Consider the following 24,606-nt stretch of genomic DNA (forward strand, 5'->3'; position numbering starts at 1 on the left):
CGGGAATTTGTCCAGACTTGTGGACACATGGCGCGTTTTCCTTTCTCAGCGATTGTCGGTCAGAGCGAGATGAAGCTCGCGCTGCTGATTGCTTCGGTCGATCCTACGATCGGCGGCGTAATGGTTTTCGGTGATCGCGGCACGGGCAAATCGACGGCCAGCCGCGCGCTGGCTGCGCTGCTTCCGCCGATGCTGGTGGTGGAGGGATGCCGGTACGGCTGTACACCTGATCAGGCCGGCACTTGCCCCGATCCCTGCACATCGAAGCGCAAAGTAAAACGACCTTTGCCTTTCGTTGATCTGCCCTTGGGTGCGACTGAAGACCGGGTTGTGGGCTCGCTCGACTTGGAGAAAGCGCTGCGCAAGGGTGAAAAAGCGTTCGAGCCGGGCCTGCTGGCCAAGGCGCATCGCGGTTTCCTTTATATTGACGAGATCAATCTGCTTGAGGACCATCTCGTTGATCTGCTGCTCGATGTGGCGGCGTCAGGTGAGAATGTGGTCGAGCGCGAAGGGCTGTCCGTGCGCCACCGCGCCAGGTTCGTGTTGATCGGAAGCGGAAACCCGGAAGAAGGCGAATTGCGCCCGCAACTGCTTGATCGCTTCGGACTTTCCGTTGACGTACGCACGCCCAGCGAAATCGAGGAACGCGTCGAGATCATGCGACGCTGCGGCGCGCAGGAACGCGATCCTGAAGGCTTTGCCAAAGCATGGCAAGCCGAAGACGACAAGATCATCAAGCAGATCGCGCGCGGGCAAAAGCGTGTGCAGACAATAGATGTGCCGGATGATGTGCTCGCCGATGCGGCTCATCTTTGCATGATGGTCGGCGTTGACGGCTTGCGCGGAGAACTGACGTTGATGCGGGCCACCCGCGCTTTTGCTGCGCTGAGCGGCGCGCGCAAGGTCAAACGCGAGCATATGCTTGAAGTTGCCCCATTGGCGCTGCGGCACCGCTTGCGCCGCGATGTGCTCGATGAAACAGGTTCGACAGTTCGCATCGAACGCGCGGTGGCAGAGCTGTTCGGATGACGCGCGGCGCGCCCGCGCCGGAGTCCGATCTCGACCCCTTGGCCGACGCGCTGCTCGCAGTTCGCCTGCTGGCAATCGCTCCTCAAAAGCTTGGCGGGATTTGCTTGCGGGGGGGAGGGCCGGCGCGCGACTTGGTGCTTGGCTATCTGAAAGTTGCATTGCCCGAAACGTCGCCTTCGCGGCGTTTGCCAGCCAATATCGACGATGAAGGCCTGCTCGGCGGTGTGGATATCGCTGCAAGCTTAGCCGAGGGCAGAGCGGTAGAACGCGCTGGATTGCTCAGCGAGGTGCGCGGTGGCGTGGTAGTGGTGCCGATGGCTGAGCGGCTTCGAGAGGCGACCGCCGGGCGATTGGCGCAAACGCTTGATGACAAGGACATCGCGCTGGTGGCGCTTGATGATGGCCGCGAATCCGATGAAGGGCCAGCTGATGCCTTGCTGGATCGGGTGGCGTTCAAGTGCGATTTGTCGCGCGCAGCCTCGTTGGATCATGACAAGATCGTACCCAAACCGCTTTCGATTAGTCATGTTGCTGAATTGGAAGATGAACAGCTGGCAGCGCTGGCAGCAGTGTCTGTCGCGCTGGGGATCGGTTCTGTGCGTCCACTGCTGTTTGCGCTGACAGCGGCGCGAGCGCATGCTGCGCTCCATCGCCGCAAGAAAGTGCGACATGAAGATTTGAGCGCGGCAGTGTCATTGGTACTAGTCCCGCGCGCAACGCAATTGCCGCAGGAGCAGCTTCAGGAAAGTGAGCCTGCCCCGCCGCCAGATAGAGCCGATGATCCGGGTAACAACGACCGAGAGCAGTCGAGCGAGCTACCGCCTGAAGAAATGCTGATCGAAGCCGCGCTCGCATCGATCCCGCCGGATGTTTTGGCGAAAATCGCAGCGGGCAAATTACGGCGCAGCGCTGGAGGCGGCACAAGCGGCAAACGCAGTATGTCCAAGCTGCGCGGCAAACCGCTGGGCGCACGGCCCGGTATCCCGCGTGGCGGGGCACGGTTGGCGCTGATCGACAGCCTGCGTGCAGCAGCACCATGGCAGCCGTTGCGGCGGCATGAACGTGGGGATGACTCCCCAACGGCGCTGTTTGTCGAGAAGGACGACCTGCGGATCCGGCGATTTGAAGAACGCGCGGGCTCTGTCACAATCTTTTGCGTTGATGCATCGGGCTCTGCCGCCGTCGCGCGGCTTGCAGAGGCCAAGGGGGCGGTCGAGCGTATTCTCGCGCAAGCCTATGTCAAACGCAGCGAGGTCGCGCTGATCGCGTTTCGCGGTGAGGGTGCGGAAATGCTGTTGCCGCCAACGCGCTCGCTTACCAGGGCGCGCAGAGCTTTGTCCGAATTGCCAGGAGGTGGCGGAACACCGCTCGCGTCGGGATTACAGCTTGGGCTACAAATGGCTGAAGCAATTTCCTCACGCGGGCGTACGCCGTTCCTTGTGTGCTTGACTGATGGCAGCGCCAATATTGCCGCAGATGGCACACCTGGTCGCGCGCAAGCAAAGGAAAACGCGCACGCAGCTGCACGGGCATTGGCCCTACGCGGCATCGACAGCATCGTGATCGATATTTCACCTCGCCCGCGCGCTGAAGCAGCGGAGCTCGCACAAGCCATGCAGGCGCGTTATCTGCCGCTTCCCATGGCGGATGCGGCCGCGCTTGAGCGTGCGGTCAATGCCGCGCAGCCTGGCCCGCAGCTCGTACGATGAGTGCGCTCAACTGGGAGCGTGAGGGACGAAGCTGGCCAAATCGCGAGCATAGCCGTTTCATTTTTGCTGACGGTCTGCGTTTCCATGTCCAGCAAATGGGTGAGGGGCCAGTTCTGCTTCTGCTGCATGGGACTGGAGGTTCTACACACAGCTGGCATGCTATCATACCGCGGTTGGCCTCCCACTACACCGTAGTTGCCCCCGACTTGCCTCTACATGGCTTCACTGGCGGCGAACCGGTGAGCAGCAGAGCCAGCCTGGCAGGAATGGTGCGCTCGCTCGCGGCTCTAATCGATACGCTTGATGCAAAGCCGGCTGGACTGGTTGGGCATTCCGCCGGTGCGGCGATCGCGCTCGAATTGGCGCGAACAGGTGTAGTGAACGAGAGTACACCAGTCATTGGGTTCAGCCCTGCACTTACGCCTTTCCCGGGTGCGGCAGCACAGATATTCCCGGGCCTTGCAAGATTGCTGCTGCTCAACCCATTTGTGCCAAGGGTGTTCGCGGGCGTTTCCAGATTTGCCGGTGATCCCAAGCGTTTCCTCCAGCGATCAACTGGCTCTCAGACCGATCCGACGTCGCTGGCGTGCTATGCGAAGCTGTTCGCCAATTCGCACCACGCGCGGGGCGCGCTTGCGATGATGGCGCACTGGGATTTGAACACCTTTTCCAAGGGGTTGTCTGGCATCAGCAACCCAGTGCTTCTGGTGCACGGGCGCAGTGATCAAGCAGTGCCTTTGGGTTCAGTCGAAGGCGCGGCGGCCAAGCTGCCAAATGCGCGATTGGACGTGTGGGAAAATCTAGGGCACATTGCGCATGAGGAAGCGCCTCAGCGCTCCGCAGCAGTGATCGCGCAATTCGCAGAAGCGCATATCCAGGGAGCGAAATAGGTATGGCCGATAGCTTGTGGGAGCAGTGGCGCGCCTTGGTGGTCCCCAACATGGGGCTGATCGAGATCGGGATGACTTTCTTCCTTGTGATCGGATTTTGTGTCTACCAGATCTGGTCGACCGATCGCGAACTCAAGAAAGATCGCGCTGAACGCGAAGCGGCGGAGAAGGACTCATCCTCGGAAAATTAACGGTCCGACCGGGGCATGCGATAGGGCAGCATGAATTGGACAATTCCGGAAGCAAACCGGTCCATATCCAGGCTTTCCTGAACAGCGACAACTTTCTCGCCGTCCAACCGAGAAGCCAGCGTGGAACGTGCGTAAAACGGAGTATCTTCCCACGTAGCAAGAATCTTGGCGTCGCCACGATCAGACCGCGTTTTGCGAGTAATCTGCCACACAGAATTTGGAAGCGGGGCAACCATTGGCAGCTCAGTCTCCTGCGGCGTACCGTCCGCGCGAAAACGCAGCGCACTGGCAAACCCGCTGCCGTTGCGGCGTATGCCTTCATAGCAAACAATCGCTTCTTTACCGATGTGCGCCCGCGACCAATGCCAAATGCGAAACCCTTCTTCCAGCGACTCGCTGCCAAAATTGGAATCCAGATAGCCCGCACCGCGCCAATTTATCCCTGGTTCGCGCATGTCGACTTCCACGCGCGCGCGCGGCGAGATGCAATGCCAGATATGCTTGGCTTGCGGGTCAAGTGCGAAAGCGGTTGAGTTCAGCATTTGCGGATAGACCCGCACTGTGCCGCGTATCTGCCTGCGGTACGGATTGAATAAGCGCTTGTCGCGCTCAGCGATTTCTATCTCCATGTGATCGTCCATCCAACGCACATTGCTGGGGCCAAGGATAAGCGTGTCACGATCGCGGGACAACGCGTCGTTTTGCCGCTCTGTCATGGCCCAGCGCGCCCGCGGCCCATAAAGCGCAACATTGAGCGCACAGTGGTTCTCCGGCTCACGCCGCCCTGAACTTTTATAATAAGGAGAGAAAACGCTGCCGATGAAGGCAATGATGGTCAGCCCGTGCTTCCCGTCTGCGCTGATGGCGTCGACATACCACCACCCATAACCACCGGGTGCGATTTCCGCATCGAAGCAAGGTCTTGCAACACTCTCGCTGCTGCCAGTTGCCCGGACAAGGCCGCCATTGGCACTCCCGCCCCCGGATGGGTGCTGCCGCCCGCGCAATAAAGCCCAGGGATCTTCGTAAGCGTTCCCTGCCGGCGGAAGGATGCCGCCCATCCGTGCGAGGCTCGTCCATAAAGCGCTCCTCCGGTTGAGGGCCAAAGCTTCTCGAACGTGTTCGGCGTCGCCACTTCGTGGGTGAACGGATCGTCCAGCTTCAGCCCGCAACGTGTCAGGCTGCGCATCATCGCTTTGGTGCATTGGTCGATCTCCTCGGGAGTATAACAGTGGTTGTCGCCATTGGCGGGTGCGTTGACGATTATCTGGAAACGCTCTGTGCGGCCGGGCGCTTCGCCCCGCCCTGGGTCGCGGTCCAGCGCGCATACATAAGCGGTTGGATCGCTCGGCGGTGTACCTGCCGCGATATCGAGGAATTCGCGCGGGTAATCCGGCGAAAAGAACACATTATGGCGCACTAACGGGAAGCTTTGAGCCCGCGCCTTGGCGTACCAGACAAAGGCGGAGAGCGAGCGCTTGCTCGTTCCAAATTGTGAAACTGCGCGTGAAGCATTCTGGCCGAAAAGTCCGCTCGCGATGGCTGCAGGATCAGCGTTGGCGATAACCGCGTCTGCGGCGATGCGTTCGCCATTTGCCAGGATAACTCCAGAAGCGCGACCACCAGTGACATCTATCCGCTCGACTGCCGTTCCGAGCCGGTACGTGGCACCCTGGCTTTTGCTCAAATCCTGCAGCGCCTTCGCCAGCGCCGCCATCCCGCCGTCGATCAACCACACGCCCATAGCCTCGACATGCGCGATCAGCATAAGTGTCGCAGGCGCATTGAAAGGCGATGAGCCGCAATATGTCGAATAGCGCGCGAACAGCTGACGCAGGCGTTGGTCACCAAAATGCTTGCCGAGCGCGTTCCATAGGCTGACGTAAGGATGCGTACCCATGAAGCCGGCAACATTGCTCAGACCCATACGCCAGACCAGCGACAGCGGCGTAGCCGGCTTGGGCGCGCGCATCATTGTGTCATTAAGCGAGGCATATATGGAGCGGGCTTCTTGACGGAAGGCTCTAAATCCTGCTGCGGCCTCGGCGCCTGCGAAATCGCCGATCGCTTCTTCGCTGCGCTGCGGATCGGCATGAAGATCAAGATAGGCGCTGTCATCCCAAGCGTGGCGCGCGAGGACTCCTGCGCGGCGAGTGGTGACGTAGTCATCAAGCTCCGCACCTGCGGCACGAAAAATTCCATCGAACACGTCACGCAGAGTGAAGACCGTCGGGCCGCCATCGATTTCCGCGCCATCGAGTGAGACTCGGCGTGCTTTTCCGCCGACCCAGCTGTCTTTTTCGATGACGGTTACGCGTTCGCCGCGAGCAGCCAATAGCGTTGCACAGGCCAAACCGCCCATGCCTGCACCGATAACGACTACCCCAGCGTTCAAGCCTCGCTCCCCGAAAGGTGTTTGACCTTTACATAACAGATGTCCAATCAAATGGACATAAGGAGTCACCTATGTCTCGCTCCGAAGGCAAGCAAGCATCATTGTGGAAGCAGCGTTGGGTCGCTTGGCGCAACAGCGTGCTGAGCAACCCGCGCTTCCAGCAATGGGCCGCAAGGAATTGGTTCTTGCGTCCGTTCGCGCGGCGAAAGGCGGCTGAACTGTTCGATCTCGTGGCAGGTTTCACATACACGCAGACGCTTCTCGCCATGGTCGAGAGCGGATTGCTGAAGCGGCTCGCCGAAGCTCCAACCGATGTGAGTGAAGCGGCACAAGTAGCGGATCTGAGCAAGGGGGCTGCTGAACGTTTGCTGCGCGCAGCAGCTGCGCTGAAGCTCGCTCAAGAGGTATCACCGGGTTTGTGGATGCTGGGCGAGAGAGGCGCGTCGCTTATTCCGCAGGAAGGCGCGCAGGCGATGATCCTGCATCACACGCTCCTTTATCGTGATCTGGCGGATCCGATGGCTTTGCTACGCCAGAATCGCGAACAGCCGACAGAACTATCCGAATTCTGGCGCTATGCGGCACGCGCCGATGCAGATGCAGAGCCATCTGAGATGGTTGCCCCCTATTCCGAACTGATGGCAGTTTCGCAGGGCATGGTCGCTGATGAAGTGCTGCGGTCCTATCGCTTTAATGGCGTAAGCTCGGTACTCGACGTCGGTGGGGGACATGGCGCGTTCGCAAGTGCCTTAGCGGCAAAGCATCAGCAAATGCTGATTGGCATTTTCGATTTGCCGGGCGTTGTTGAAGGCGCACGCGCCCGCCTCGACTCCGGGTTCGAGTTTCATGAAGGTGACTTCTTCTGCGATCCGCTACCGCAAGGCTATGATTGCATCTCGCTGGTCCGGATCCTGCATGATCATGACGATGCGCAGGCACATCGCCTTCTCGCTGCGGCTCGTGCTGCGCTTAAGCCTGGCGGGCGACTCGTCATCGCGGAGCCAATGGCGGATACCCGCGGTGCAAAAAATATGGGCGATGCTTATTTCGGACTCTATCTGTGGGCAATGCGATCAGGGCGCCCACGCACGCGGATGGAGCTATACAAGATGCTGAGAGCCGCAGGATTCCGGGATTTTCGAGCTATCAAGACGGGGCAGCCGCTCATCACCAGCCTGACTGTCGCATTTGCCTGACAGTAAACTTGTCTTACATTATTGACACTTTCAACTGTCAGGCTATGATGACAGTGGGTGAAAAAATCTATCGCGAAAGGGTTGATCGCGACCATTAGGGGAAGTCCACAAGATGGACGCGATCGCGGTGATTCTTGATGCGCCAAAACGGCTGTCTGTAAGGCAGTTGTCGCTGAATCCCGCGACCTCATCAGACGTTATCGTTGAAACCGTGTGGAGCGGGATCAGCAGTGGCACGGAGAAGCTCTTGTGGACCGGCGAAATGCCGCGTTTCCCCGGCATGGGGTATCCGCTTGTGCCGGGTTACGAGTCTGTCGGCCGCATTGTCGATGCCGCGCCTGAATTCCAAGGACGCATTGGTGAATGGGTGTTTGTACCGGGTGCGAACTGCTTTGCTGACGCGCGCGGATTGTTTGGTGGAACCGCAAACCGCTTAATCGTCCCATCCGAGCGCGCGCTCACCATTTCTGAAGATCTGGCCGAAAAAGGCGTGCTGATGGCACTGGCCGCTACAGCGCTGCACGCGCTGGCCGCTGGCGATCCACCTGAACTTATTATTGGCCATGGCGTTCTGGGGCGTTTGCTTGCCCGACTTACCATCGCGTCAGGCGCACCTGCTCCCACAGTTTGGGATAACAAGGCCGAGCGCCGCGAAGGCGCAATTGGCTACGAATGTATCGCGCCCAAGGACGACGATCGACACGACTACAGCTCGATATATGACGTTAGCGGCTATGCTCACGGGCTTGACAATCTGATCGGGCGGCTGGGCAAACGCGGCGAGATCGTTCTTGCTGGATTCTATTCGGACCGGCTTAGCTTCGGCTTCGCCCCCGCATTCCAGGCAGAGGCGCGCTTGCGCGTGGCAGCTGAATGGACCCCTGAGGACTTGGCTTCGACTCGAGCGCTAATCGAAACCGGGGCTCTCAACCTTGATGGCCTGATCACTGACGTTCGTCCCGCGAGTGAAGCTGAAACGGCTTATCCCACAGCATTCACTGAAATCGACTGTCTCAAGATGGTGTTGGACTGGAGCAGCTACGAATGACAATGCTTGATACTCAAGCCTTAAGGAATGAGGCGGCTCAGGAGCCGGACCCCGTCCACACAGGCGAAGTGACCAGCGAAACGCAAGTTATCGCGATTTACGGCAAGGGGGGCTCTGGGAAGAGCTTTGCCTTGTCGAACCTCAGCTACATGATGGCGCAGCAAGGCAAACGTGTGCTGCTTATCGGATGTGACCCCAAGTCTGACACTACCAGCCTGTTGTTTGGCGGCAAGAGCTGCCCAACCATCATTGAAACTTCCTCGAAGAAAAAGCTTGCGGGTGAAGAAGTCACTATCGAAGACGTATGTTTCCAGCGTGACGGCGTCTTTGCGATGGAGCTTGGCGGACCTGAGGTCGGTCGCGGCTGCGGCGGGCGCGGGATCATCCACGGCTTCGAGTTGCTGGAAAAGCTCGGCTTCCATGAATGGGGTTTCGACTACGTCCTGTTGGATTTTCTGGGCGACGTAGTTTGCGGCGGTTTCGGCCTGCCGATTGCACGCGATATGTGCCAGAAAGTGATTGTCGTCGGCTCGAACGATTTGCAATCGCTCTATGTCGCAAACAATGTCTGCCAAGCGGTCGAATACTTCCGCAAGATGGGTGGCAATGTCGGTGTTGCCGGCATGATAGTAAACAAGGACGACGGTACTGGAGAGGCGGCAGCCTTCGCGAAGGCGGTCGACATTCCCGTGCTGACAGCAATTCCGGCAGATGAAGATATCCGCCGCAAATCCGCCAATTATCAGATCATCGGAAAGCCAGGCGGCGAATGGAGTGGGCTGTTTGAACAGCTAGCTGAAAACGTTGCCAAGGCGCCGCCGCGCCAACCTGCTCCCTTAGACCAGGACGGGTTGCTTGGCCTCTTCTCCCCCGAAGACACTGGAGGCGATGTCAAACTCGTTCCGGCGACCCAGGCCGATATGCGCGGCGGCACTTTTGAGCCGAAGCCCAGCCTCGAAGTTATTTACGATGAGGTGTGACGCTTGACTGATCTGAACGCATCGATGCGCACTGAAGAACGGACGCGTGACCAACTTGATCTTGGATCGGGCGGGGAGCCGACGGCTGGCGCCTGCTCCAGCAAGGACACCATGCTTGAAGCCGCACGCAAAGCTGGCAAGAGCGACATTCTGGATCGCTACGCCGCAGATTATCCGGTCGACCCGGCGCGCGGACCACATGATCAACCGCAATCAATGTGTCCAGCCTTCGGATCGCTCCGCGTCGGGTTGCGCATGCAACGCACCGCCACGGTTCTGTCCGGTTCGGCCTGCTGCGTTTACGGGCTGACTTTTACTTCGCATTTCTACGGCGCACGTCGCACGGTTGGTTACGTGCCGTTCAACTCCGAAACGCTTGTTACGGGCAAGCTGTTCGAAGACATCAAGGAAGCGGTCGAGGAGTTGGCCGATCCTGCCAATTACGATTCAATTGTCGTGACGAATCTCTGTGTACCCACTGCCAGCGGTGTGCCCTTGCGGCTGTTGCCCAAGGCAATCAACGGAGTGCGCATTATCGGTATCGACGTACCTGGTTTCGGTATTCCAACCCATGCCGAGGCCAAGGACGTACTCGCTGGCGCTATGCTGCAATATGCGCGCAACGAGGCCGAGCAAGGTCCTGTCGCCGTTCCGAAACAGCGCTCGGACAGGCCGACGGTGACCTTGCTCGGAGAGATGTTTCCAGCAGATCCGGTCGGCCTGGCGCAGTTGATTGCGCCAATGGGGCTTGCGACGGGCCCAGTCGTGCCAACCCGCGAATGGCGAGAGCTCTACGCTGCCCTCGACTGTTCGGTAGTGGCTGCAATTCATCCCTTCTACACGGCCAGCATTCGCGAATTCGAAGCCGCGGGTCGTTCAGTAGTTGGCTCCGCGCCAGTCGGTCGCGATGGCACGGTCGCGTGGCTGGATGCGATTGGCGCTGCTTGCGGTGTGGCGCAAGACCAGATCGACGCAGCCAAAAATGCGGCGCTTCCAGCGATCGAAGCTGCACTGGCAGCAGCTCCCATAAAAGGCCGAGTGACAGTCTCTGGCTATGAGGGTTCCGAGCTCTTGGTTGCGCGCCTGCTAATCGAAAGCGGCGCGGACGTGCCCTATGTCGGCACTGCCTGTCCACGTACGCCATGGTCCGAACCCGATCGTCAATGGCTCGAAGCCAAAGACGTGAAAGTGCAATACCGCGCGAGCCTGGAGCAGGATATCGCAGCAGTAGACGAGTATCGCCCGGACTTGGCGATCGGTACTACACCGGTTGTACAGCACGCCAAACAGCACGGCATGCCGGCCATGTATTTCACGAACTTGATTTCAGCGCGCCCGCTTATGGGTGTCGCTGGCGCAGGCAGCTTGGCGCAAGTCATCAATGCCGCGATTGCCAATAAGAATCGCTTTGCGAAGATGACTGCCTTCTTTGAAGGGGTTGGCAAGGATATGAGTGCAGGTGTGTGGGAAGACACCCCGCAGGACCGCCCGCTGTTCAAGAAGAAATTCGCCGCGCAAAACATCGCCGCGCGCAAGGCCAGTGAGGCGGTGGGTACATGACGCTGATCCTCGATCATGACCGCGCGGGCGGATATTGGGGCGCGATTTATGCCTTTACCGCAATCAAAGGCTTGCAAGTCGTGATCGACGGGCCAGTCGGGTGTGAGAACCTGCCAGTCACCTCAGTCCTGCATTATACAGACGGTTTGCCGCCCCACGAACTTCCGATCGTCGTTACGGGCATCGGCGAAGAGGAGCTGGGCAAAACCGGGACAGAAGGCGCGATGAAACGCGCATGGGAAACGCTCGATCCGGATTTGCCATCCGTGGTGGTGACTGGCTCGATCTCCGAAATGATAGGCGGCGGCGTTACACCTGAAGGCACCACTCTCAAGCGCTTCCTGCCGCGCACTATCGATGAAGATCAGTGGGAATCGGCTGATCGGGCGCTGAGCTGGCTTTGGACCGAATTTGGGCCAAAGAAGATGCCGAAGCAGCGCGAGCGCAAGGAAGGCGAAAAGCCGAAGGTCAATATCATTGGCCCGTCCTACGGCATGTTCAATATGGCGTCAGATCTCGCCGAGATTCGCCGCCTGGTTGAGGGCATCGGGGCGGAAGTGAACATGGCTTTCCCGCTGGGTAGCCATTTGGCCGATATCAAGAAGCTGGGCATGGCAGATGCGAATGTCTGTCTTTACCGCGAGTTCGGCCGGAACCTTTGTGAGCTTCTTGAGCGGCCCTATTTCCAAGCGCCAATCGGTTTGGAGAGCACTACCAAGTTTCTTGAGGCGCTTGGCGAGGAGCTGGATCTCGACCCGGCGCCCTTTATCGAACGTGAGAAGCACACTACGATCAAGCCGCTGTGGGACCTGTGGCGTTCGGTCACTCAAGATTTCTTCGGCACTGCCAATTTCGGAATCGTTGCGAACGAGACCTATGCACGCGGCATTCGCAACTTCCTGGAGGGCGATATGGGGCTGCCGTGCAGCTTTGCCTTTAGCCGGTCGGCTGGGGTGAAACCCGACAATCAGGCTGTGCGCGAAGCGATCCATACCAATCCGCCGCTCGTAGTATTCGGATCTTATAACGAACGAATGTACATGGCCGAATGCGGCGCGCGCGGGATCTATATCCCCGCGAGCTTCCCCGGCGCTGCCATACGCCGTCATACCGGCACGCCCTTTATGGGCTATTCTGGGGCGACCTATCTCGTGCAGGAAGTGTGCAATGCGCTGTTTGATGCGCTGTTCCACATCCTGCCACTGTCGACGCAAATGGACGCAGGCGACGCCACGCCGGCGCGCGAATATGAAGAGCTTGCTTGGGACGAAGACGCCAAAGCGAAGCTTGACGCGCTGGTCGAAGCACAGCCCGTGTTAATCCGGATTTCCGCTGCCAAACGGCTTCGCGATGCTGCTGAACGCGCCACGCGGCGTGCAGGCGAAACCCAGGTCTCATCCGACCGGCTGGCGGACGCCCTGCTTGAAGGACACAGTGCATGAGTGCGCTCACACAGATCGCTCGCAGCAATGCGAGCCCAGCAATCCATGCGATCATTTTCGCACGGATACCGACGGAGGCACGTCGCCTCTCGCACAACAACCCAAAATGGGAGAATAGGCTATGAGTGATGTGGGAATGAGCACATATCTCACCCCCGAAGAAGCTAAGGAGTTCCACAAACTCTTTATGTTTTGGTTCGCCGCTCACACCGGGATCGCTGTCGTGGCGCACCTGCTGGTGTGGACCTGGCGTCCGTGGATAGGCATCTGAACCAACTGGAGCTGCTTGGCGGCCGTCAAGCGGCAAAGTTCAATATAAAATAAGGAATTAGACCATGTGGAGAACTTGGCTAACATATGATCCGCGCAGAGTTTTGGTAGGCCTTCACGTCTACTTGGCTGTGCTCGCGTTCACTATTCACTTCATCCTGCTGAGCACGGACACTTACAACTGGATGGATGGCCCCAATGCGCGGGCAACCATCGAGCTGGTCGAGTAGCTGAGGCTCTTAGCGAAGAGATAAACATTCGACAGTGCGAGGGCGACGGCCGACAAATTTGGTCGGCCCCGCCTCACAGGTCGAATTCGAGAAACATTGATCTCGCCATTTTGAGGCGGGGGAGGATTGGGTTATGGCGCTCCTCAGTTTTGAGCGAAAGTATCGCGTGCGTGGTGGCACGCTGATCGGCGGGGACCTGTTCGATTTCTGGGTCGGCCCATTTTACGTCGGCTTTTTCGGAGTCGTCACCGCGATCTTCGCGACCTTAGGGACAGCGTTGATATTCTACGCTGCGTCACAAGGCCCGACCTGGAATCCTTGGCTCATAAGTATCGCACCACCGGATTTGAGCTACGGATTGTCAATGGCGCCGTTGAAGGAAGGAGGGTTCTGGCAAGTCATCACGGTTTGCGCGATCATCTCTTTCGTTTCATGGGCGCTCCGAGAGGTTGAGATCTGCCGCAAGCTGGGAATGGGTTACCATGTCCCGGTTGCGTTCGGGGTTGCAATTCTCGCTTATGTGACGCTCGTTGTCATCCGGCCCGTACTCATGGGTGGCTGGCATTTTGGTTTTCCTTACGGGATATTCAGCCACTTGGACTGGGTATCCAACACGGGGTACCAATACCTGCATTTCCACTACAACCCGGCGCATATGCTGGCGGTGTCGTTCTTCTTTACGACCACACTTGCCCTGGCATTACATGGCGCCTTGGTGCTGTCAGCGGTCAATCCAGAGCGCGGCGGCGAAGTGAAAACGCCGGAATATGAAGACACCTTCTTCCGGGATCTGATCGGTTATTCGGTTGGAACGCTCGGCATTCACCGCGTGGGCTTGCTTCTCGCGCTTAACGCCGGCTTCTGGAGCGCAGTCTGCATCGTAATCAGTGGTCCTTTGTGGACCAAAGGTTGGCCCGAGTGGTGGACCTGGTGGCTCAATCTGCCGATCTGGGCGTGAGGGGAGACTGAACCATGGCGACTTATCAAAACATCTTCACACAGGTTCAACTGAACCATCCGCCTGAACTCGGCATCCCACTGCCAGACGGACAGCACGAACCGCGTTTCAATATCACTTTCATCAATCGCTGGCTCGGCACGATCGGTCATGCGCAGATCGGCCCGTTCTATCTTGGGTGGACTGGCATCGGAGCGCTAGCATTTGGCTTGCTGGCATTCTTCATCATCGGGATGAATATGTGGGCTTCGGTTGGCTGGGATCCGATCCAGTTTGTCCGCCAGCTGTTTTGGCTCTCGCTTGAACCGCCCGGCCCGCAATATGGCTTTTCGCCATTCGTCCCGCTTAATGAAGGCGGCTGGTTCATTCTGACCGGCGCATTTCTTACCATCTCGGTGCTGCTCTGGTGGTTAAGGACCTATCTGCGCGCAAAAGAGCTTGGCATGGGCATGCATGTGCCCTGGGCTTTTGCCTCAGCGATCTGGTTGTTTCTGGTTTTGGGCTTCCTGCGGCCGATGTTCATGGGGAGTTGGGCCGAAGCGGTGCCGTATGGCATCTTCCCGCACCTTGATTGGACGGCGGCATTTTCGATCCGCTACGGCAACCTGTTCTACAACCCGTTCCACGCGCTTTCGATCGTGTTCCTTTACGGTTCGACGCTGCTCTTCGCGATGCACGGGGCGACGATTCTTGCTGTTGGCCGTTATGGGGGTGAACGCGAGATCGAGCAGATTACCGATCGAGGCACTGCATCAGAGCGTGCAGCGCTGTTCTGGCGCTGGACCATGGGTTTCAACGCGACGATGGAATCAATCCACCGATGGGCATGGTGGTTTGCGGTGCTGACCACGCTGACCGGCGGGATCGGCATATTGCTGACCGGCACTGTGGTCGACAATTGGTATCTATGGGCGCAGCAACATGGTTTTGCCCCGGCCTATCCCGACACCGGGGTCGTTGACCCTGCCGCCATTCCAGGGGAGTGAGTAGGATGAAAACGACAGTTAAAATTGTAGTGCTTTCTGCTCTTCCCCTTGTTCTGGCAGCTTGCGAGATCCAGCCAAAGGTTTCTGAGCAGAATGGTTTTCGCGGCACAGGTATGAACCAAGTTGCGCTGCGTTCGGTGGCAGAGGCCGAGTACGATGTTCCGGCACCGCCCTATGAACTGCCGCCACCTGGTGGCCCTTCAGCTGGCGAAGTCTATGAGAACGTCCAGGTCCTTGGCGACATCTCAGCTGATGAGTTCAATTATCTGATGGCTGCGATCACCGAATGGGTAGCACCTGATGAAGGCTGCAACTATTGCCACAACCCGGCGAATATGGCGTCTGACGAAGTCTATACCAAAGTTGTAGCAAGGCGCATGATCCAGATGAATCAGACGATCAATGCGAATTACGAAAGCCACGTGGCCGATACAGGTGTCACATGCTGGACGTGCCACCGTGGGAACAACATTCCGGAAAATTACTGGACCTTGCCGGAAGACGCCAACCACAATTCAGTCAAGATCACGAAGCGGGGGCAGAACAGTCCAACTCCCGAAACCGCATATAGCTCGCTTCCTGTGAATGCGGTCGCGCGGTATTTTCTGAATGACGAGACAGTGCAGAATATCCGCGTCGCATCGACCGGGCTTTACCCAAGCGAAGACAATACGTTGTCCACCATGGAAACCGAGAACACCTATGCACTAATGCTGCATATGTCAGACTCGCTCGGTGTGAACTGCACCTTCTGCCACAATACGCAAAGCTTCGGAGCCTGGAACATCAGCCCGGCGCAGCGTGCAGTTGCTTGGCACGGCACGCGTATGGTCGCGCGTATGAATCAGGAATATATCACTCCGCTGGCTCCGGTCTTCCCCGAGAACCGGCTTGGCAATGCAGGTGACCCGTTCAAGGTCAATTGCACGACTTGCCACCAAGGTGTGAACAAGCCGATGGGCGGCGCGCAGATGGCGAAAGACTATCCTGCGTTGTTGTCTGTTCCGGCCGCACCGGTGCAGGAAGCAGAAGCTGACGCTGAAGAGGCGACATAAGAAAAAGACTGATTGCATTTGCATTCAAGGCTTGAATGCGGCTCGCGCGCAAGGGCGTTCGGGCCGCTTTTCTTTTGGTATCTGCGTTCGCAGTCTAGCGCTTGCGCCGTGCCAGGTCGGCCAAGTGCACTGGGAATGCGAGCGTCAGGGGAATGGCAATCCAGATCCAATGGGCATCGACCAACGCCGCCCGTAAAGCGAGTGCGATCAACGCGGCAGGCAACAAAAGCAGAAGCGCATTCAATGGCGACCACCCTTTGCGCCACAGGATCACGAATTCAATCGCCAGCACTGCGAGCACTATATCGACTGCCGTGCCGCTGGAGAAGAATTGCTCCATCAAACTGTATCGTCAGCCGAAGGGACCGTTAAGTTCAATAACCTGCCAGTTAAGCGCGCCAGCAATCGTCACCCAGATCAGATAGGGCACCAGCAAGAGGCTGGATAGCCGCGAAATCCGCCCGGTATAGATGAGCAGGAACAGGATCGAGAGCCAAAGCAACAACAGTTCGGCAAAGGCCCAATCCGGGCGTTGCATGCGGAAGAACATCAGGCTCCACAGGATGTTGAGAAAGGCGTTCAGTGCGAAATGGCCAATTACCCAGTCGCGCTTGCCGGCAGTAGGGGCTCGTTCCCATGCAATTACAGCTGAAATGCAAACCAGCGCGAAGATTGTTGTCCAAGCGATCGGAAAGATCACATCTGGCGGATTCCAGCTCGGTTTTTCAAGCGATTGATACCACGGGCCAAGATCAGTGATCGTTGCCCCTAGAAATGCGACGCACATCGCAGCCACCGCTGCAACAATAAATGGAATAACCCAGTTTGTGTTCATCTAGCCATCGGCCTCAATCCCAGCAGATGCGCTGTATCCTTGAGGAAAATTTTCAGATGCGCAAGCGGCTTGGCGCGGACCAGGCGTTTGTTCATATAGGCTTGCCAGGTCAGCTGCTGAACGTCCGCATCATCGCACATGTCGACAAAACGCTCCCGGCGCTTGTCGCTGGAATACCAGAAAAACTGCATCATCCCCAGGATCCAGAACACGCGGCCATGCTCCTTCATAAAACGCTTGCGAGCTCCCTTGAGTGCAGTCGGATTGCCAGAGACGACGAACTCGCTCGCGGCCTCCGCTGCAATCCGACCGCAAGTCATAGCATAATAGATGCCTTCACCTGACGCTGGTGCGACGACACCAGCCGCATCGCCAGCGACGAGCACATCCTTGCCATTGTCCCAACGCTTGAGCGGCTTCAATGGGATCGGTGCGCCTTCCTTCCGGATCGTTTTGCAGGCATCGAGACCTAGCTCGTCGCGCATGTCAGATACAGTGGCGCGCAAGGGGAAGCCTTTGTTCGCACTGCCAAGACCAATGCTGGAGGTGTGCCCGTGGGGGAATATCCAGGCGTAGAAATCTGGCGAGAGTTTGCCCTGATAGAAGACATCGCAGCGCGCTGGATCAAAGCCTCGGTTGTTTGCGGGCGGGCTTTCGATCACTTCGTGATAGGCGAACACGCATTTCATGTCTTCCGCGCCATCAATGTTCTGCCGTGCGACTTTCGAACGGGCGCCCTCCGCACCGATCACCAACTTGGCTCGCACTTTCTCAAGTTCTCCGCCGCGACTGGTGCGAAAACACACATGCGTTCCTTGTCCGTCTCGCTCGATTGTCTCGAAGCTTCCGGTACAGCGTACCGCCCCGTCATTCGCCGCGCGTTGGCGTAGCCATTCGTCGAATACGTCGCGGTCGACCATTCCAACAAAGCCGATTTCGCCAACCGGCATGTCTACTTTGCGCCCGGACGGTGCAATCATGCGCGCGGATCGCGCTTTGGCAACAAGCAAAGAGTGCGGGATATCGAAATCTTCTAGCAAACGCGGAGGCACTGCGCCGCCGCACGGCTTGATCCGGCCAGCACGGTCAAGCAGCATGACCTTGTGGCCGGCTTTCGCCAAATCGCTTGCCGCTGTTGCCCCTGCAGGCCCGCCTCCTACGACTACAACATCATAGAGTTCATTGGTCATAGGATTGCTGCCTCCTTGGCTTTAGTTCGTTTGCTGCTGCTTGTCGCGCGTAAGGCCAGGAACGCAGCGAGCATAAAGGCTGTCGCTTCGATCACGAAAATGAGTTGAAAGGCGGTTGCATCATCACCGCCAGACCGGCGTGCAATGTCGACACCAAGCGCGCCCAGCAGGCCGCCCATGCCGAATGCGATGGCTTGTGATGCTCCCCAAACACCCATACGCACGCCTTCGCGGGTCCGCTCGCCAGCCCCTGCCAGACCCATCATCGCGCCGATAGCGGCAACGGCAAATGCGCCATTGCAGAATCCCAATGCAAATACATTGGCTTCAAGTGGCCATCCGGGGCCGGCAACTGCTGCCGCCGCCAAGCCCAGCAAAGCCAGTGCCGATCCGGCGCATCCCGCAACAATCCAGGCGCGCAGTTCGACCGGCATTCGCCCGGCAAACGCGCTACCGCCAACGCCCGCTGCAATCATACCTGCCAGAACGCCGCCGTGTTGGATGCCCGCGAGCGATGTCGATTGGCCGGGAGTCATCTCGAAAACGAGGCCGGCGAATGGTTCCAGGATCAGGTCCTGCATGCTGTAGGCCAGCATTGAGACGAAGATGAATGTCGTGAAGCGGCGTGCAGCCTGCTCGTGCAATATCTCGCGGATTGCTTCGCGGAAATCAGGGGCGGGACCTGCGCGGTCTTCTTCCGCTTCGATTAGGGCATGCTGTTCAAGCCGGAACACGGCGATCACCGTCAGCGCAAAGGCGCACGCGATAACGCCGCCTGATACAAGCGCCAGGCGTTGTTCAGAGAAGGGATCAAGCAATTGGCCTGCGGTTGCTGCCGATACAACGATCCCGAAAACCATCATGATCCAGGTTACGGCAGCGGCAGCCGCTCGGCGTTCGCGCGCAACACCTGAGGCCAACAACGCGAGCAAGGTTGTACCTGAAGCGCCCACGCCCGCGCCAATCAATGTGAATGCAATAACTGCGAGCACACCTCCGCCAATTGGGTAGGTGGACATCATCACTGTCGCATTCACGGCCATCAGCGCGCCGAGTGCCAGCACAGCCATGCCGCCAATGATCCATGGGGTGCGCTTGCGGCCTTTGTCCGAGCCGTGACCCCAGATAGGGCGTGATAGCTGGACGGCATAATGCCAGGCGACCAGCCCGGCAGGGATGGCTGCGACGAGACCATACTCGACCACCATCAAGCGGTTCAGCAGTGAAGTTGCCAGCATAACGATCGCGCCGATCGAAGCTTGGACCGCGCCTATGCGGATAACGGATAGCCAGCCGAACCCGCGCGCCATCAGATGTATCCTCCAAGGCCTAGCGCGCTACCGAGCATTCCCAGGACGTAAAGCGTGACGCCGGTTGCTGAGTACCATGGTGCGTGGGCCTTGGGATTGCGAAGCAGGCGCGGCATCAATGCCAACTGTGCGAGCAAAACCGCGCTGACGGCTATCGCTGACCACAGGTAGCCCCAACTGTATAGCAGTGCGATAACCGCGAACTGTGGCAGCGCCATGGTCGCGCACGCAAGCCGAGCTGCCTTGTTAACGCCTAATGTGACCGGCAGGGAACGCAATCCGGTTGCCCGGTCGCCTTCGACAGCTTTGAAATCGTTGAGCGTCATAATGCCGTGCGCGCCCAAGCTATAAAGAGCGAGTACAATCAGCACTTCGGCCTTTGGCAAAGCCCCTGCCATCACGCTTGCGCCGGTGAACCAAGCAAGCCCTTCATAGGTGAGCGCGACCACTGCCGGCCCGAGCCAGCCGCTGGTCTTGAAGCGGAAGGGTGGGGCGCTATAGCACCAAGCGCAGATCAGGCCGACAACCGTCGCTGCAAGCACAAATGGCCCGGTAAACCAGGCGACAACAAGCGACAAAAGCGTGCCGATGATCGCAATTCGCAGTCCCCAATTGCTACCAACACGGCCAGAAGGGATCGGGCGGTTGGGTTCGTTGATCGCATCGACATGCCGGTCAAACCAGTCGTTCACCGCTTGACTGGTGCCGCAAACCAATGGGCCGGTCAGCGCGATACCGGCGACAAGAAACCACCAACGTCCTTCCATGCCAACGCCCGAGGACACAACACCGCACATAAAGGCCCACATTGGGGGAAACCAGGTTATGGGTTTGAGCAGCTCAAGAACATCGCGCGCCGCTGGCGGCGATGCTGACGGAATCGAGACTGCCGAACGGGACATGCAGGCAGGCTATGCCTGCTACAAGCATGCGTCAAATCATTTTGACACTCCTTGTGTCAATCTGTTATTACTCGGCATCTGCAGGCAAATTGCCGAGCCCGTAGCGGTGTAATTTCGAGTACAGACTTTGCCGGCTGAGCCCCAAGATTTCCGCAGCCGAGGCACGGTTATCCGAGGTGTACTTAAGCGCTGCTTCGATACACAGCCGTTCGATCAGATCGGTGCTCTCTCGCACGATGTCTTTCAGTGACATTCGACCAACCAATTCAGTCAATTGCTCGACTGAGCGTGGCATTTCCTGCGGCATTGGCGGCAGGTCGCCCAAGCGTCGCGCGATCGGCCGGATCACTAGGCCTATATGCGGAGATTCCTTGCCGGTCTGCACAGCGGATAGCTCAATCGGCTCACCTTGGCCTGCGTCGTTTGCGCCGATTACGCTGTTCACATTGCGAGCATAACCTTGCTTTTGTAGCTGGCTTGAAATCAAGTCGAGGTCGATGCCTGGGCGACCCACAAACTGACCCAACGGCTGCCCGCGAATCTGATTGATGCTGGCCACTCCAGTCAACTCTGCGAAGGCCGTGTTGGCAGCGACAATATGCCAATTTGCGTCCGTCAGCACGAAAGCATCGGGCATGGCCTCAAGAGTATCCATGACCGCTGTTTCTGGCGCGTTTTCAACTCGCGCATGCCTGTTAAAACGAATCAGCACGAAAAGCTTGCCGATTTGACGGAATCCCGTCGCGTTGAGCTCAAGTTTGGTGCCTTTCACGGCAAGATTGGCATTGATTGGCGATACAGAGGTTGAAGTGAGTGCTGCGCCTAGCAGTCCAATCAGCGGTTCGCGCGCTGTGCGGTCAAACCATGCCAAGAATTTGCTGCCGATCAAGCTTCCCGGTTTCGCTAGAAGCAAGGTGTGGGCCGCGGGATTGGCTTCAACAATGCGGCGGTTTTCGCTGTCTAGGATCAGCACTGGTTCGCCGGACATTTCGAACAATAGACGGTAACGGGTTTCGAGCTGGCGGAGCCGCAAATAATCACGTTCCAGCGACTGTTGGGCTTGTAACAATCGGAGCTGCAATGCGGCAGCATCCCGCATGTCGCGCCCTAGCGCCAGTCGCAGTGCCCCCCCGCTCAGCCTGAGTAAGCGGTAACTTACTGGAATATCGCCGCTTGAACCCTTGTGATTGACTTGTCGTGCCGCAGGTGCTTCGCCATTGGTCTTCTTGACTGCGAGTAAGGCTTCGATCTTGGGCCAGCTCTCGGAAGTGGTGGTGTCCTGCCATTTCTCGCCGATCCATTGCGGCAGATCGGGAAAGCCAGTCAAATCAGCAGAACCGTCAACAATGGTTCCAGCCTCATCGATCACGAGCACAATATCGCCTGCGCTCATAGCCAGATGAACCGCGTCTTCCGGCGCGATCTCATCTTTCAATAAGGCAGTATCATCGAAACTTCGATGGTCTGCGATGCTGCGCTTTGGAGGCATGCGCTGCTCCGGTTACAGTTACGGCACGGGTGAAGTGACAGGCAATGATCCTGCTACAATTCTCTCCGCCAGTGCCAAGGCTGAACGTGCATCTTCAGCAGTCCCATCTGCTCCTGCCCTCAGCGCTAGGGAAGGATCAGCATTAATCAGTGGTCCACCAATGATGACACGCACGTTGGAATTTTTGGACACGCTTCGAATTGCAGTAATCAGATCTGAGATCGAAGCGGTAAGGCAATCGCAGCTGACGGTCAATCCGACCAAGTCGAATGGACGTTCAGCTAAAATATGAATGAGCTCGTGCCGTTGCGGCTCAAGCAAAACTTCTGTTTGCCAACCTGCATTGGCAAAAATCTCTTCGACAACCAGTGAACCGAAATTGTGTCGTTCGTCCGGGAACGGAGAGAATAGCGCGCTATGATGCGCATCCAGCGAATCAAACTGTTTGCTGATGGTCATTGCACATTCGCGCAAGACCCCTCGGAGTGTCCAAAGTCCAAGGGTGACATCTACAAAGTCGCATTGATCTTCTTCCCAGAGCTTGCCGAGCAGTCGTGCAGATTCTGGCAAGACATCCACAAGGATCGACTCGGTGCTGACCCCGGCTTGGCGCAGCTTGTCTACTTCGCTGTGCAGATCGTCTGCTTCGCGTTCAAGAGCAAGTGGAGCGAATCGCTTGATCTCCGCTTGCTTCGCCCGCCGGCCTTCGAAGAATTCCGAGCGCTTGCTTCCAGCAGAATGAACGACCAGTAGACGGGGGATAATTTCACTTTGAATCAATCCGTTAATGGATCTTATCTGATCCGGATCAGAATTGCTTCCGTTGGCCGGGCGAGGGTCATTCGCCGGGCTGTTATCGCTTAAGTCGTTTTCCATGCGTGAGGCCGAAGAGCCAGAGCGATTCACCAACTCCATCAAAGGCCCTCCCTAAATTATAGCGGCGCGGATTGCGACAGCTCGGTCAGGTCGATTGATGTAATTCGACTCGACACTTGCCCGCTTTTCTTACGCTTAAATGTCAAGCCCTGCAATGCAGATGTGTCAATTTCGCTTGGCGTCAAGATATCTTGACACTTGGGGGTGTCCAAGCTTAGTTTCACTTTAGTTCAGCAGAGGCAGAAAACTTTGCAATCTAGAGGGGATAGTTTCGGGTCCCATACCGCGCGAGATAGCGGCGGAATTGGGCAAACGGCATTGGCGCTCTACACACCAGAAGAGCGCCGGCGGCGGGACGAATCTGGCTGGACTCTGGTTCAGGGAATACTCGCACCGATCCAGTTCCTTGTTTTTCTTCTCAGTCTTGTATTGGTCGCGCGCACGCTTTTGACAGGCGACGGCGCATATGCGGCAGACATGTCAATCGTTGCTAAAACCCTGATTCTCTACACCATCATGGTGACAGGCTCGATCTGGGAGAAAGTCGTGTTTGGCAAATGGCTGTTTGCCGAGCCGTTCTTCTGGGAGGATGTGTTCTCAATGCTCGTGCTCGCGCTGCACACGGCTTATCTCGTGATGCTGTTCGGAGGGATCGGGGGCTTGCAGGAGCGGATGCTGGTCGCGCTTGTAGCTTATGCAGCCTACGTCATCAATGCCGGTCAATTCCTGCTGAAGCTGCGCGCGGCCCGCTTACAAGCGAGTGAGACTTTGGCGGTGACCGGGTGAGCGGCCTCGCGCCTGCGGGGCTTGATCGTGCGGATTACGCGCCGATCCTACGTGAACGCGGCCAGCGCGAGGTTTTTTGCGGGCTCACAGGAATTATCTGGCTTCACCGCAAAATGCAGGATGCGTTCTTCCTTGTCGTGGGCTCACGCACCTGTGCGCATTTGCTACAATCGGCTGCGGGCGTGATGATCTTTGCTGAGCCGCGCTTTGCGACAGCGATTATCGAAGAACGCGATCTGGCGGGCATGGCGGATTGCCATGAAGAGCTGGAGCGCGTGGTAGAACGGCTGCTCGCGCGTCGCCCTGAGATCAAGACGCTGTTCCTAGTCGGCTCGTGCCCGTCCGAAGTGATCAAGCTTGACCTAGCTAAGGCAGCCGAGAAGCTTGGTGCACGCCATGCGGGGGAGGTTCGCATCCTCAATTATTCCGGCAGCGGTATCGAAACGACATTCACGCAAGGCGAAGACGCGTGCCTCGCTTCGCTGGTGCCGGAAATGCCTGCCTCGGTTCCTGATGCGGCCCTCGAACTGCTGCTGGTTGGATCGCTGCCAGATATCGTCGAGGACCAGTTCCTACGTCTTTTTGCAGAGCTCGGCATCGCGCGGGTCGGTGTGCTGCCAGCGCGCAGGTCTGGTGAGCTACCGCCGGTTGGTATAAACACACGCTTTCTGCTGGCGCAGCCTTTCCTGGGAGAAACCGGTTTGGCCTTGGAGCGCCGCGGTGCGGTGCATCTGCCGGCGCTATTCCCTTTTGGCGCCGAAGGCACGACCGCCTGGCTCAAGGCAGCGGCCGAAGTGTTCGGCGTGGACGAAATGCATTTTAACCGTGTGATCGCGCCGGGCCGTGAACGCTCCAAGCGGGCGCTCGCGCCGATGCGCGAAAGGCTCGACGGAAAGCGCATCTTCTTCATGCCCGATTCTCAGCTAGAAGTGCCACTGGCACGTTTCCTTGCAAATGAATGCGGGATGGAGCCGCTTGAAGTTGGCACACCGTACCTCCACCGGGCACATCTGGCAGATGAGCTGATCGCATTGCCTGAAACCGCCCGGCTGAGCGAGGGCCAAGACGTCGATAAGCAGCTCGACCGTGTACGTGCCGAGAAGCCTGATCTTACTGTATGCGGGTTAGGCCTTGCCAACCCGCTTGAGAGCGAAGGCCTGACCACTAAATGGGCGATCGAACTCGTTTTCTCGCCGATTCACGGTTTTGAACAGGCCGGCGATCTTGCTGAACTCTTTGCGCGCCCGCTCCGGCGGCGCGATGTGCTGGAGGTTTAGCG

Annotated in this window: 25 protein-coding genes; 16 read left to right on the top strand and 9 right to left on the bottom strand. The window is 58.0% G+C overall.

Features of this window, described 5'->3' with window-relative positions:
* Positions 1-27 precede the first annotated feature (27 nt).
* From bchI to QQX03_RS04185, 4 genes are read left to right on the top strand one after another with little or no spacing between them, the layout of a single operon-like run.
* Positions 28-1,029 (top strand): magnesium chelatase ATPase subunit I, encoded by a 1,002-nt coding sequence (gene bchI / locus QQX03_RS04170; RefSeq protein WP_285976616.1) that lies wholly within the window; start codon positions 28-30, stop codon positions 1,027-1,029.
* Positions 1,026-2,738: a magnesium chelatase subunit D gene (locus QQX03_RS04175; protein ID WP_285976617.1), complete on the top strand. Its 1,713-nt coding sequence runs from the start codon at positions 1,026-1,028 to the stop codon at positions 2,736-2,738. The genes bchI and QQX03_RS04175 overlap by 4 nt, the downstream gene beginning before the upstream one ends.
* Positions 2,735-3,628, top strand: coding sequence for an alpha/beta fold hydrolase BchO (bchO, locus tag QQX03_RS04180; protein ID WP_285976618.1), 894 nt, complete (start codon positions 2,735-2,737; stop codon positions 3,626-3,628). Before QQX03_RS04175 ends, bchO begins: the two co-directional genes overlap by 4 nt.
* 2 nt (positions 3,629-3,630) lie before the next feature.
* Entirely contained in the window at positions 3,631-3,819 is a 189-nt protein-coding gene (locus QQX03_RS04185) for a hypothetical protein (RefSeq protein WP_285976619.1), read from the top strand.
* Here the strand turns inward: QQX03_RS04185 and QQX03_RS04190 are convergent.
* Both QQX03_RS04190 and crtD read right to left on the bottom strand, forming a co-directional pair.
* On the bottom strand, positions 3,816-4,721 hold the full coding sequence (locus tag QQX03_RS04190) for a hydroxyneurosporene dehydrogenase (RefSeq protein WP_490401896.1): 906 nt from the start codon (positions 4,719-4,721) through the stop codon (positions 3,816-3,818). The genes QQX03_RS04185 and QQX03_RS04190 overlap by 4 nt on opposite strands.
* Positions 4,655-6,214, bottom strand: a complete 1,560-nt coding sequence (crtD, locus tag QQX03_RS04195; protein ID WP_285976621.1) for a 1-hydroxycarotenoid 3,4-desaturase CrtD — start codon at positions 6,212-6,214, stop codon at positions 4,655-4,657. The genes QQX03_RS04190 and crtD overlap by 67 nt, the downstream gene beginning before the upstream one ends.
* 71 nt (positions 6,215-6,285) lie before the next feature.
* Here crtD and QQX03_RS04200 point away from each other — a divergent pair, with 71 nt between their 5' ends.
* The 10 genes from QQX03_RS04200 (at position 6,286) to pufC (ending at position 15,939) form a co-directional block, all read left to right on the top strand.
* Positions 6,286-7,410, top strand: a complete 1,125-nt coding sequence (locus QQX03_RS04200) for a methyltransferase (RefSeq protein ID WP_285976622.1) — start codon at positions 6,286-6,288, stop codon at positions 7,408-7,410.
* Between the two features lie 112 nt (positions 7,411-7,522).
* Entirely contained in the window at positions 7,523-8,458 is a 936-nt protein-coding gene (gene bchC / locus QQX03_RS04205; RefSeq protein WP_285976623.1) for a chlorophyll synthesis pathway protein BchC, read from the top strand.
* Positions 8,455-9,438 (top strand): chlorophyllide a reductase iron protein subunit X, encoded by a 984-nt coding sequence (locus QQX03_RS04210; RefSeq protein WP_285976624.1) that lies wholly within the window; start codon positions 8,455-8,457, stop codon positions 9,436-9,438. The genes bchC and QQX03_RS04210 overlap by 4 nt, the downstream gene beginning before the upstream one ends.
* A gap of 24 nt (positions 9,439-9,462) precedes the next feature.
* A complete protein-coding gene (gene bchY, locus QQX03_RS04215; protein ID WP_432762843.1) occupies positions 9,463-10,998 on the top strand; it encodes a chlorophyllide a reductase subunit Y in 1,536 nt (511 codons plus the stop codon).
* Entirely contained in the window at positions 10,995-12,440 is a 1,446-nt protein-coding gene (gene bchZ / locus QQX03_RS04220; protein WP_285976625.1) for a chlorophyllide a reductase subunit Z, read from the top strand. The genes bchY and bchZ overlap by 4 nt, the downstream gene beginning before the upstream one ends.
* 121 nt (positions 12,441-12,561) lie before the next feature.
* On the top strand, positions 12,562-12,711 hold the full coding sequence (gene pufB / locus QQX03_RS04225) for a light-harvesting antenna LH1, beta subunit (RefSeq protein ID WP_118054814.1): 150 nt from the start codon (positions 12,562-12,564) through the stop codon (positions 12,709-12,711).
* A 64-nt stretch (positions 12,712-12,775) separates the two neighbouring features.
* On the top strand, positions 12,776-12,940 hold the full coding sequence (gene pufA / locus QQX03_RS04230) for a light-harvesting antenna LH1, alpha subunit (protein ID WP_285976626.1): 165 nt from the start codon (positions 12,776-12,778) through the stop codon (positions 12,938-12,940).
* Positions 12,941-13,073: 133 nt separating this feature from the next.
* A complete protein-coding gene (gene pufL / locus QQX03_RS04235; protein ID WP_285976627.1) occupies positions 13,074-13,898 on the top strand; it encodes a photosynthetic reaction center subunit L in 825 nt (274 codons plus the stop codon).
* 14 nt (positions 13,899-13,912) lie between these two features.
* Entirely contained in the window at positions 13,913-14,884 is a 972-nt protein-coding gene (gene pufM / locus QQX03_RS04240) for a photosynthetic reaction center subunit M (protein WP_285976628.1), read from the top strand.
* 5 nt (positions 14,885-14,889) lie between these two features.
* Positions 14,890-15,939 (top strand): photosynthetic reaction center cytochrome PufC, encoded by a 1,050-nt coding sequence (pufC, locus tag QQX03_RS04245; protein WP_285976629.1) that lies wholly within the window; start codon positions 14,890-14,892, stop codon positions 15,937-15,939.
* Between the two features lie 94 nt (positions 15,940-16,033).
* Here pufC and QQX03_RS04250 read toward each other — a convergent pair whose 3' ends face one another.
* From QQX03_RS04250 to QQX03_RS04280, 7 genes are all read right to left on the bottom strand, one after another.
* Positions 16,034-16,279 carry a hypothetical protein gene (locus QQX03_RS04250; protein ID WP_285976630.1) on the bottom strand — a complete coding sequence of 82 codons (246 nt, stop codon included), beginning with the start codon at positions 16,277-16,279 and terminating at the stop codon, positions 16,034-16,036.
* 12 nt (positions 16,280-16,291) lie between these two features.
* Entirely contained in the window at positions 16,292-16,774 is a 483-nt protein-coding gene (locus QQX03_RS04255) for a TspO/MBR family protein (RefSeq protein ID WP_285976631.1), read from the bottom strand.
* Positions 16,771-17,964 carry a geranylgeranyl diphosphate reductase gene (locus tag QQX03_RS04260; protein ID WP_285976632.1) on the bottom strand — a complete coding sequence of 398 codons (1,194 nt, stop codon included), beginning with the start codon at positions 17,962-17,964 and terminating at the stop codon, positions 16,771-16,773. The genes QQX03_RS04255 and QQX03_RS04260 overlap by 4 nt, the downstream gene beginning before the upstream one ends.
* Positions 17,961-19,274 carry a BCD family MFS transporter gene (locus tag QQX03_RS04265; RefSeq protein WP_285976633.1) on the bottom strand — a complete coding sequence of 438 codons (1,314 nt, stop codon included), beginning with the start codon at positions 19,272-19,274 and terminating at the stop codon, positions 17,961-17,963. Before QQX03_RS04265 ends, QQX03_RS04260 begins: the two co-directional genes overlap by 4 nt.
* Positions 19,274-20,176, bottom strand: coding sequence for a chlorophyll synthase ChlG (gene chlG, locus QQX03_RS04270; RefSeq protein ID WP_285976634.1), 903 nt, complete (start codon positions 20,174-20,176; stop codon positions 19,274-19,276). Before chlG ends, QQX03_RS04265 begins: the two co-directional genes overlap by 1 nt.
* A 67-nt stretch (positions 20,177-20,243) precedes the next feature.
* A complete protein-coding gene (gene ppsR, locus QQX03_RS04275) occupies positions 20,244-21,665 on the bottom strand; it encodes a transcriptional regulator PpsR (protein ID WP_285976635.1) in 1,422 nt (473 codons plus the stop codon).
* 18 nt (positions 21,666-21,683) lie between these two features.
* Positions 21,684-22,541: a cobalamin B12-binding domain-containing protein gene (locus QQX03_RS04280; RefSeq protein WP_285976636.1), complete on the bottom strand. Its 858-nt coding sequence runs from the start codon at positions 22,539-22,541 to the stop codon at positions 21,684-21,686.
* Positions 22,542-22,859: 318 nt separating this feature from the next.
* Between QQX03_RS04280 and bchF the strand changes: the two genes are divergently transcribed.
* Both bchF and QQX03_RS04290 read left to right on the top strand, forming a co-directional pair.
* Positions 22,860-23,327 carry a 2-vinyl bacteriochlorophyllide hydratase gene (bchF, locus tag QQX03_RS04285; RefSeq protein ID WP_285976637.1) on the top strand — a complete coding sequence of 156 codons (468 nt, stop codon included), beginning with the start codon at positions 22,860-22,862 and terminating at the stop codon, positions 23,325-23,327.
* The gene (locus QQX03_RS04290) at positions 23,324-24,604 is read left to right on the top strand and encodes a ferredoxin:protochlorophyllide reductase (ATP-dependent) subunit N (protein WP_285976638.1); all 1,281 of its coding nucleotides are present in this window, start codon (positions 23,324-23,326) and stop codon (positions 24,602-24,604) included. The genes bchF and QQX03_RS04290 overlap by 4 nt, the downstream gene beginning before the upstream one ends.
* The last annotated feature ends 2 nt before the right edge of the window (positions 24,605-24,606 follow it).

This window comes from Altererythrobacter rubellus (assembly GCF_030284385.1).
GTDB classification, from domain to species: Bacteria; Pseudomonadota; Alphaproteobacteria; order Sphingomonadales; family Sphingomonadaceae; genus Erythrobacter; species Erythrobacter rubellus.

Coding starts and splice junctions, on each gene's coding strand:
- pufC (WP_285976629.1), top strand. CDS start 14,890: ATGAAAACGACAGTTAAAATTGTAGTGCTTTCTGCTCTTCCCCTTGTT.
- bchY (WP_432762843.1), top strand. CDS start 9,463: ATGCGCACTGAAGAACGGACGCGTGACCAACTTGATCTTGGATCGGGC.
- pufA (WP_285976626.1), top strand. CDS start 12,776: ATGTGGAGAACTTGGCTAACATATGATCCGCGCAGAGTTTTGGTAGGC.
- QQX03_RS04200 (WP_285976622.1), top strand. CDS start 6,286: ATGTCTCGCTCCGAAGGCAAGCAAGCATCATTGTGGAAGCAGCGTTGG.
- QQX03_RS04260 (WP_285976632.1), bottom strand. CDS start 17,964: ATGACCAATGAACTCTATGATGTTGTAGTCGTAGGAGGCGGGCCTGCA.
- QQX03_RS04210 (WP_285976624.1), top strand. CDS start 8,455: ATGACAATGCTTGATACTCAAGCCTTAAGGAATGAGGCGGCTCAGGAG.
- bchC (WP_285976623.1), top strand. CDS start 7,523: ATGGACGCGATCGCGGTGATTCTTGATGCGCCAAAACGGCTGTCTGTA.
- bchZ (WP_285976625.1), top strand. CDS start 10,995: ATGACGCTGATCCTCGATCATGACCGCGCGGGCGGATATTGGGGCGCG.
- QQX03_RS04255 (WP_285976631.1), bottom strand. CDS start 16,774: ATGAACACAAACTGGGTTATTCCATTTATTGTTGCAGCGGTGGCTGCG.
- bchI (WP_285976616.1), top strand. CDS start 28: ATGGCGCGTTTTCCTTTCTCAGCGATTGTCGGTCAGAGCGAGATGAAG.
- pufB (WP_118054814.1), top strand. CDS start 12,562: ATGAGTGATGTGGGAATGAGCACATATCTCACCCCCGAAGAAGCTAAG.
- QQX03_RS04250 (WP_285976630.1), bottom strand. CDS start 16,279: ATGGAGCAATTCTTCTCCAGCGGCACGGCAGTCGATATAGTGCTCGCA.
- QQX03_RS04265 (WP_285976633.1), bottom strand. CDS start 19,274: ATGGCGCGCGGGTTCGGCTGGCTATCCGTTATCCGCATAGGCGCGGTC.
- pufL (WP_285976627.1), top strand. CDS start 13,074: ATGGCGCTCCTCAGTTTTGAGCGAAAGTATCGCGTGCGTGGTGGCACG.
- pufM (WP_285976628.1), top strand. CDS start 13,913: ATGGCGACTTATCAAAACATCTTCACACAGGTTCAACTGAACCATCCG.
- chlG (WP_285976634.1), bottom strand. CDS start 20,176: ATGTCCCGTTCGGCAGTCTCGATTCCGTCAGCATCGCCGCCAGCGGCG.
- ppsR (WP_285976635.1), bottom strand. CDS start 21,665: ATGCCTCCAAAGCGCAGCATCGCAGACCATCGAAGTTTCGATGATACT.
- bchO (WP_285976618.1), top strand. CDS start 2,735: ATGAGTGCGCTCAACTGGGAGCGTGAGGGACGAAGCTGGCCAAATCGC.
- QQX03_RS04185 (WP_285976619.1), top strand. CDS start 3,631: ATGGCCGATAGCTTGTGGGAGCAGTGGCGCGCCTTGGTGGTCCCCAAC.
- QQX03_RS04175 (WP_285976617.1), top strand. CDS start 1,026: ATGACGCGCGGCGCGCCCGCGCCGGAGTCCGATCTCGACCCCTTGGCC.
- QQX03_RS04280 (WP_285976636.1), bottom strand. CDS start 22,541: ATGGAAAACGACTTAAGCGATAACAGCCCGGCGAATGACCCTCGCCCG.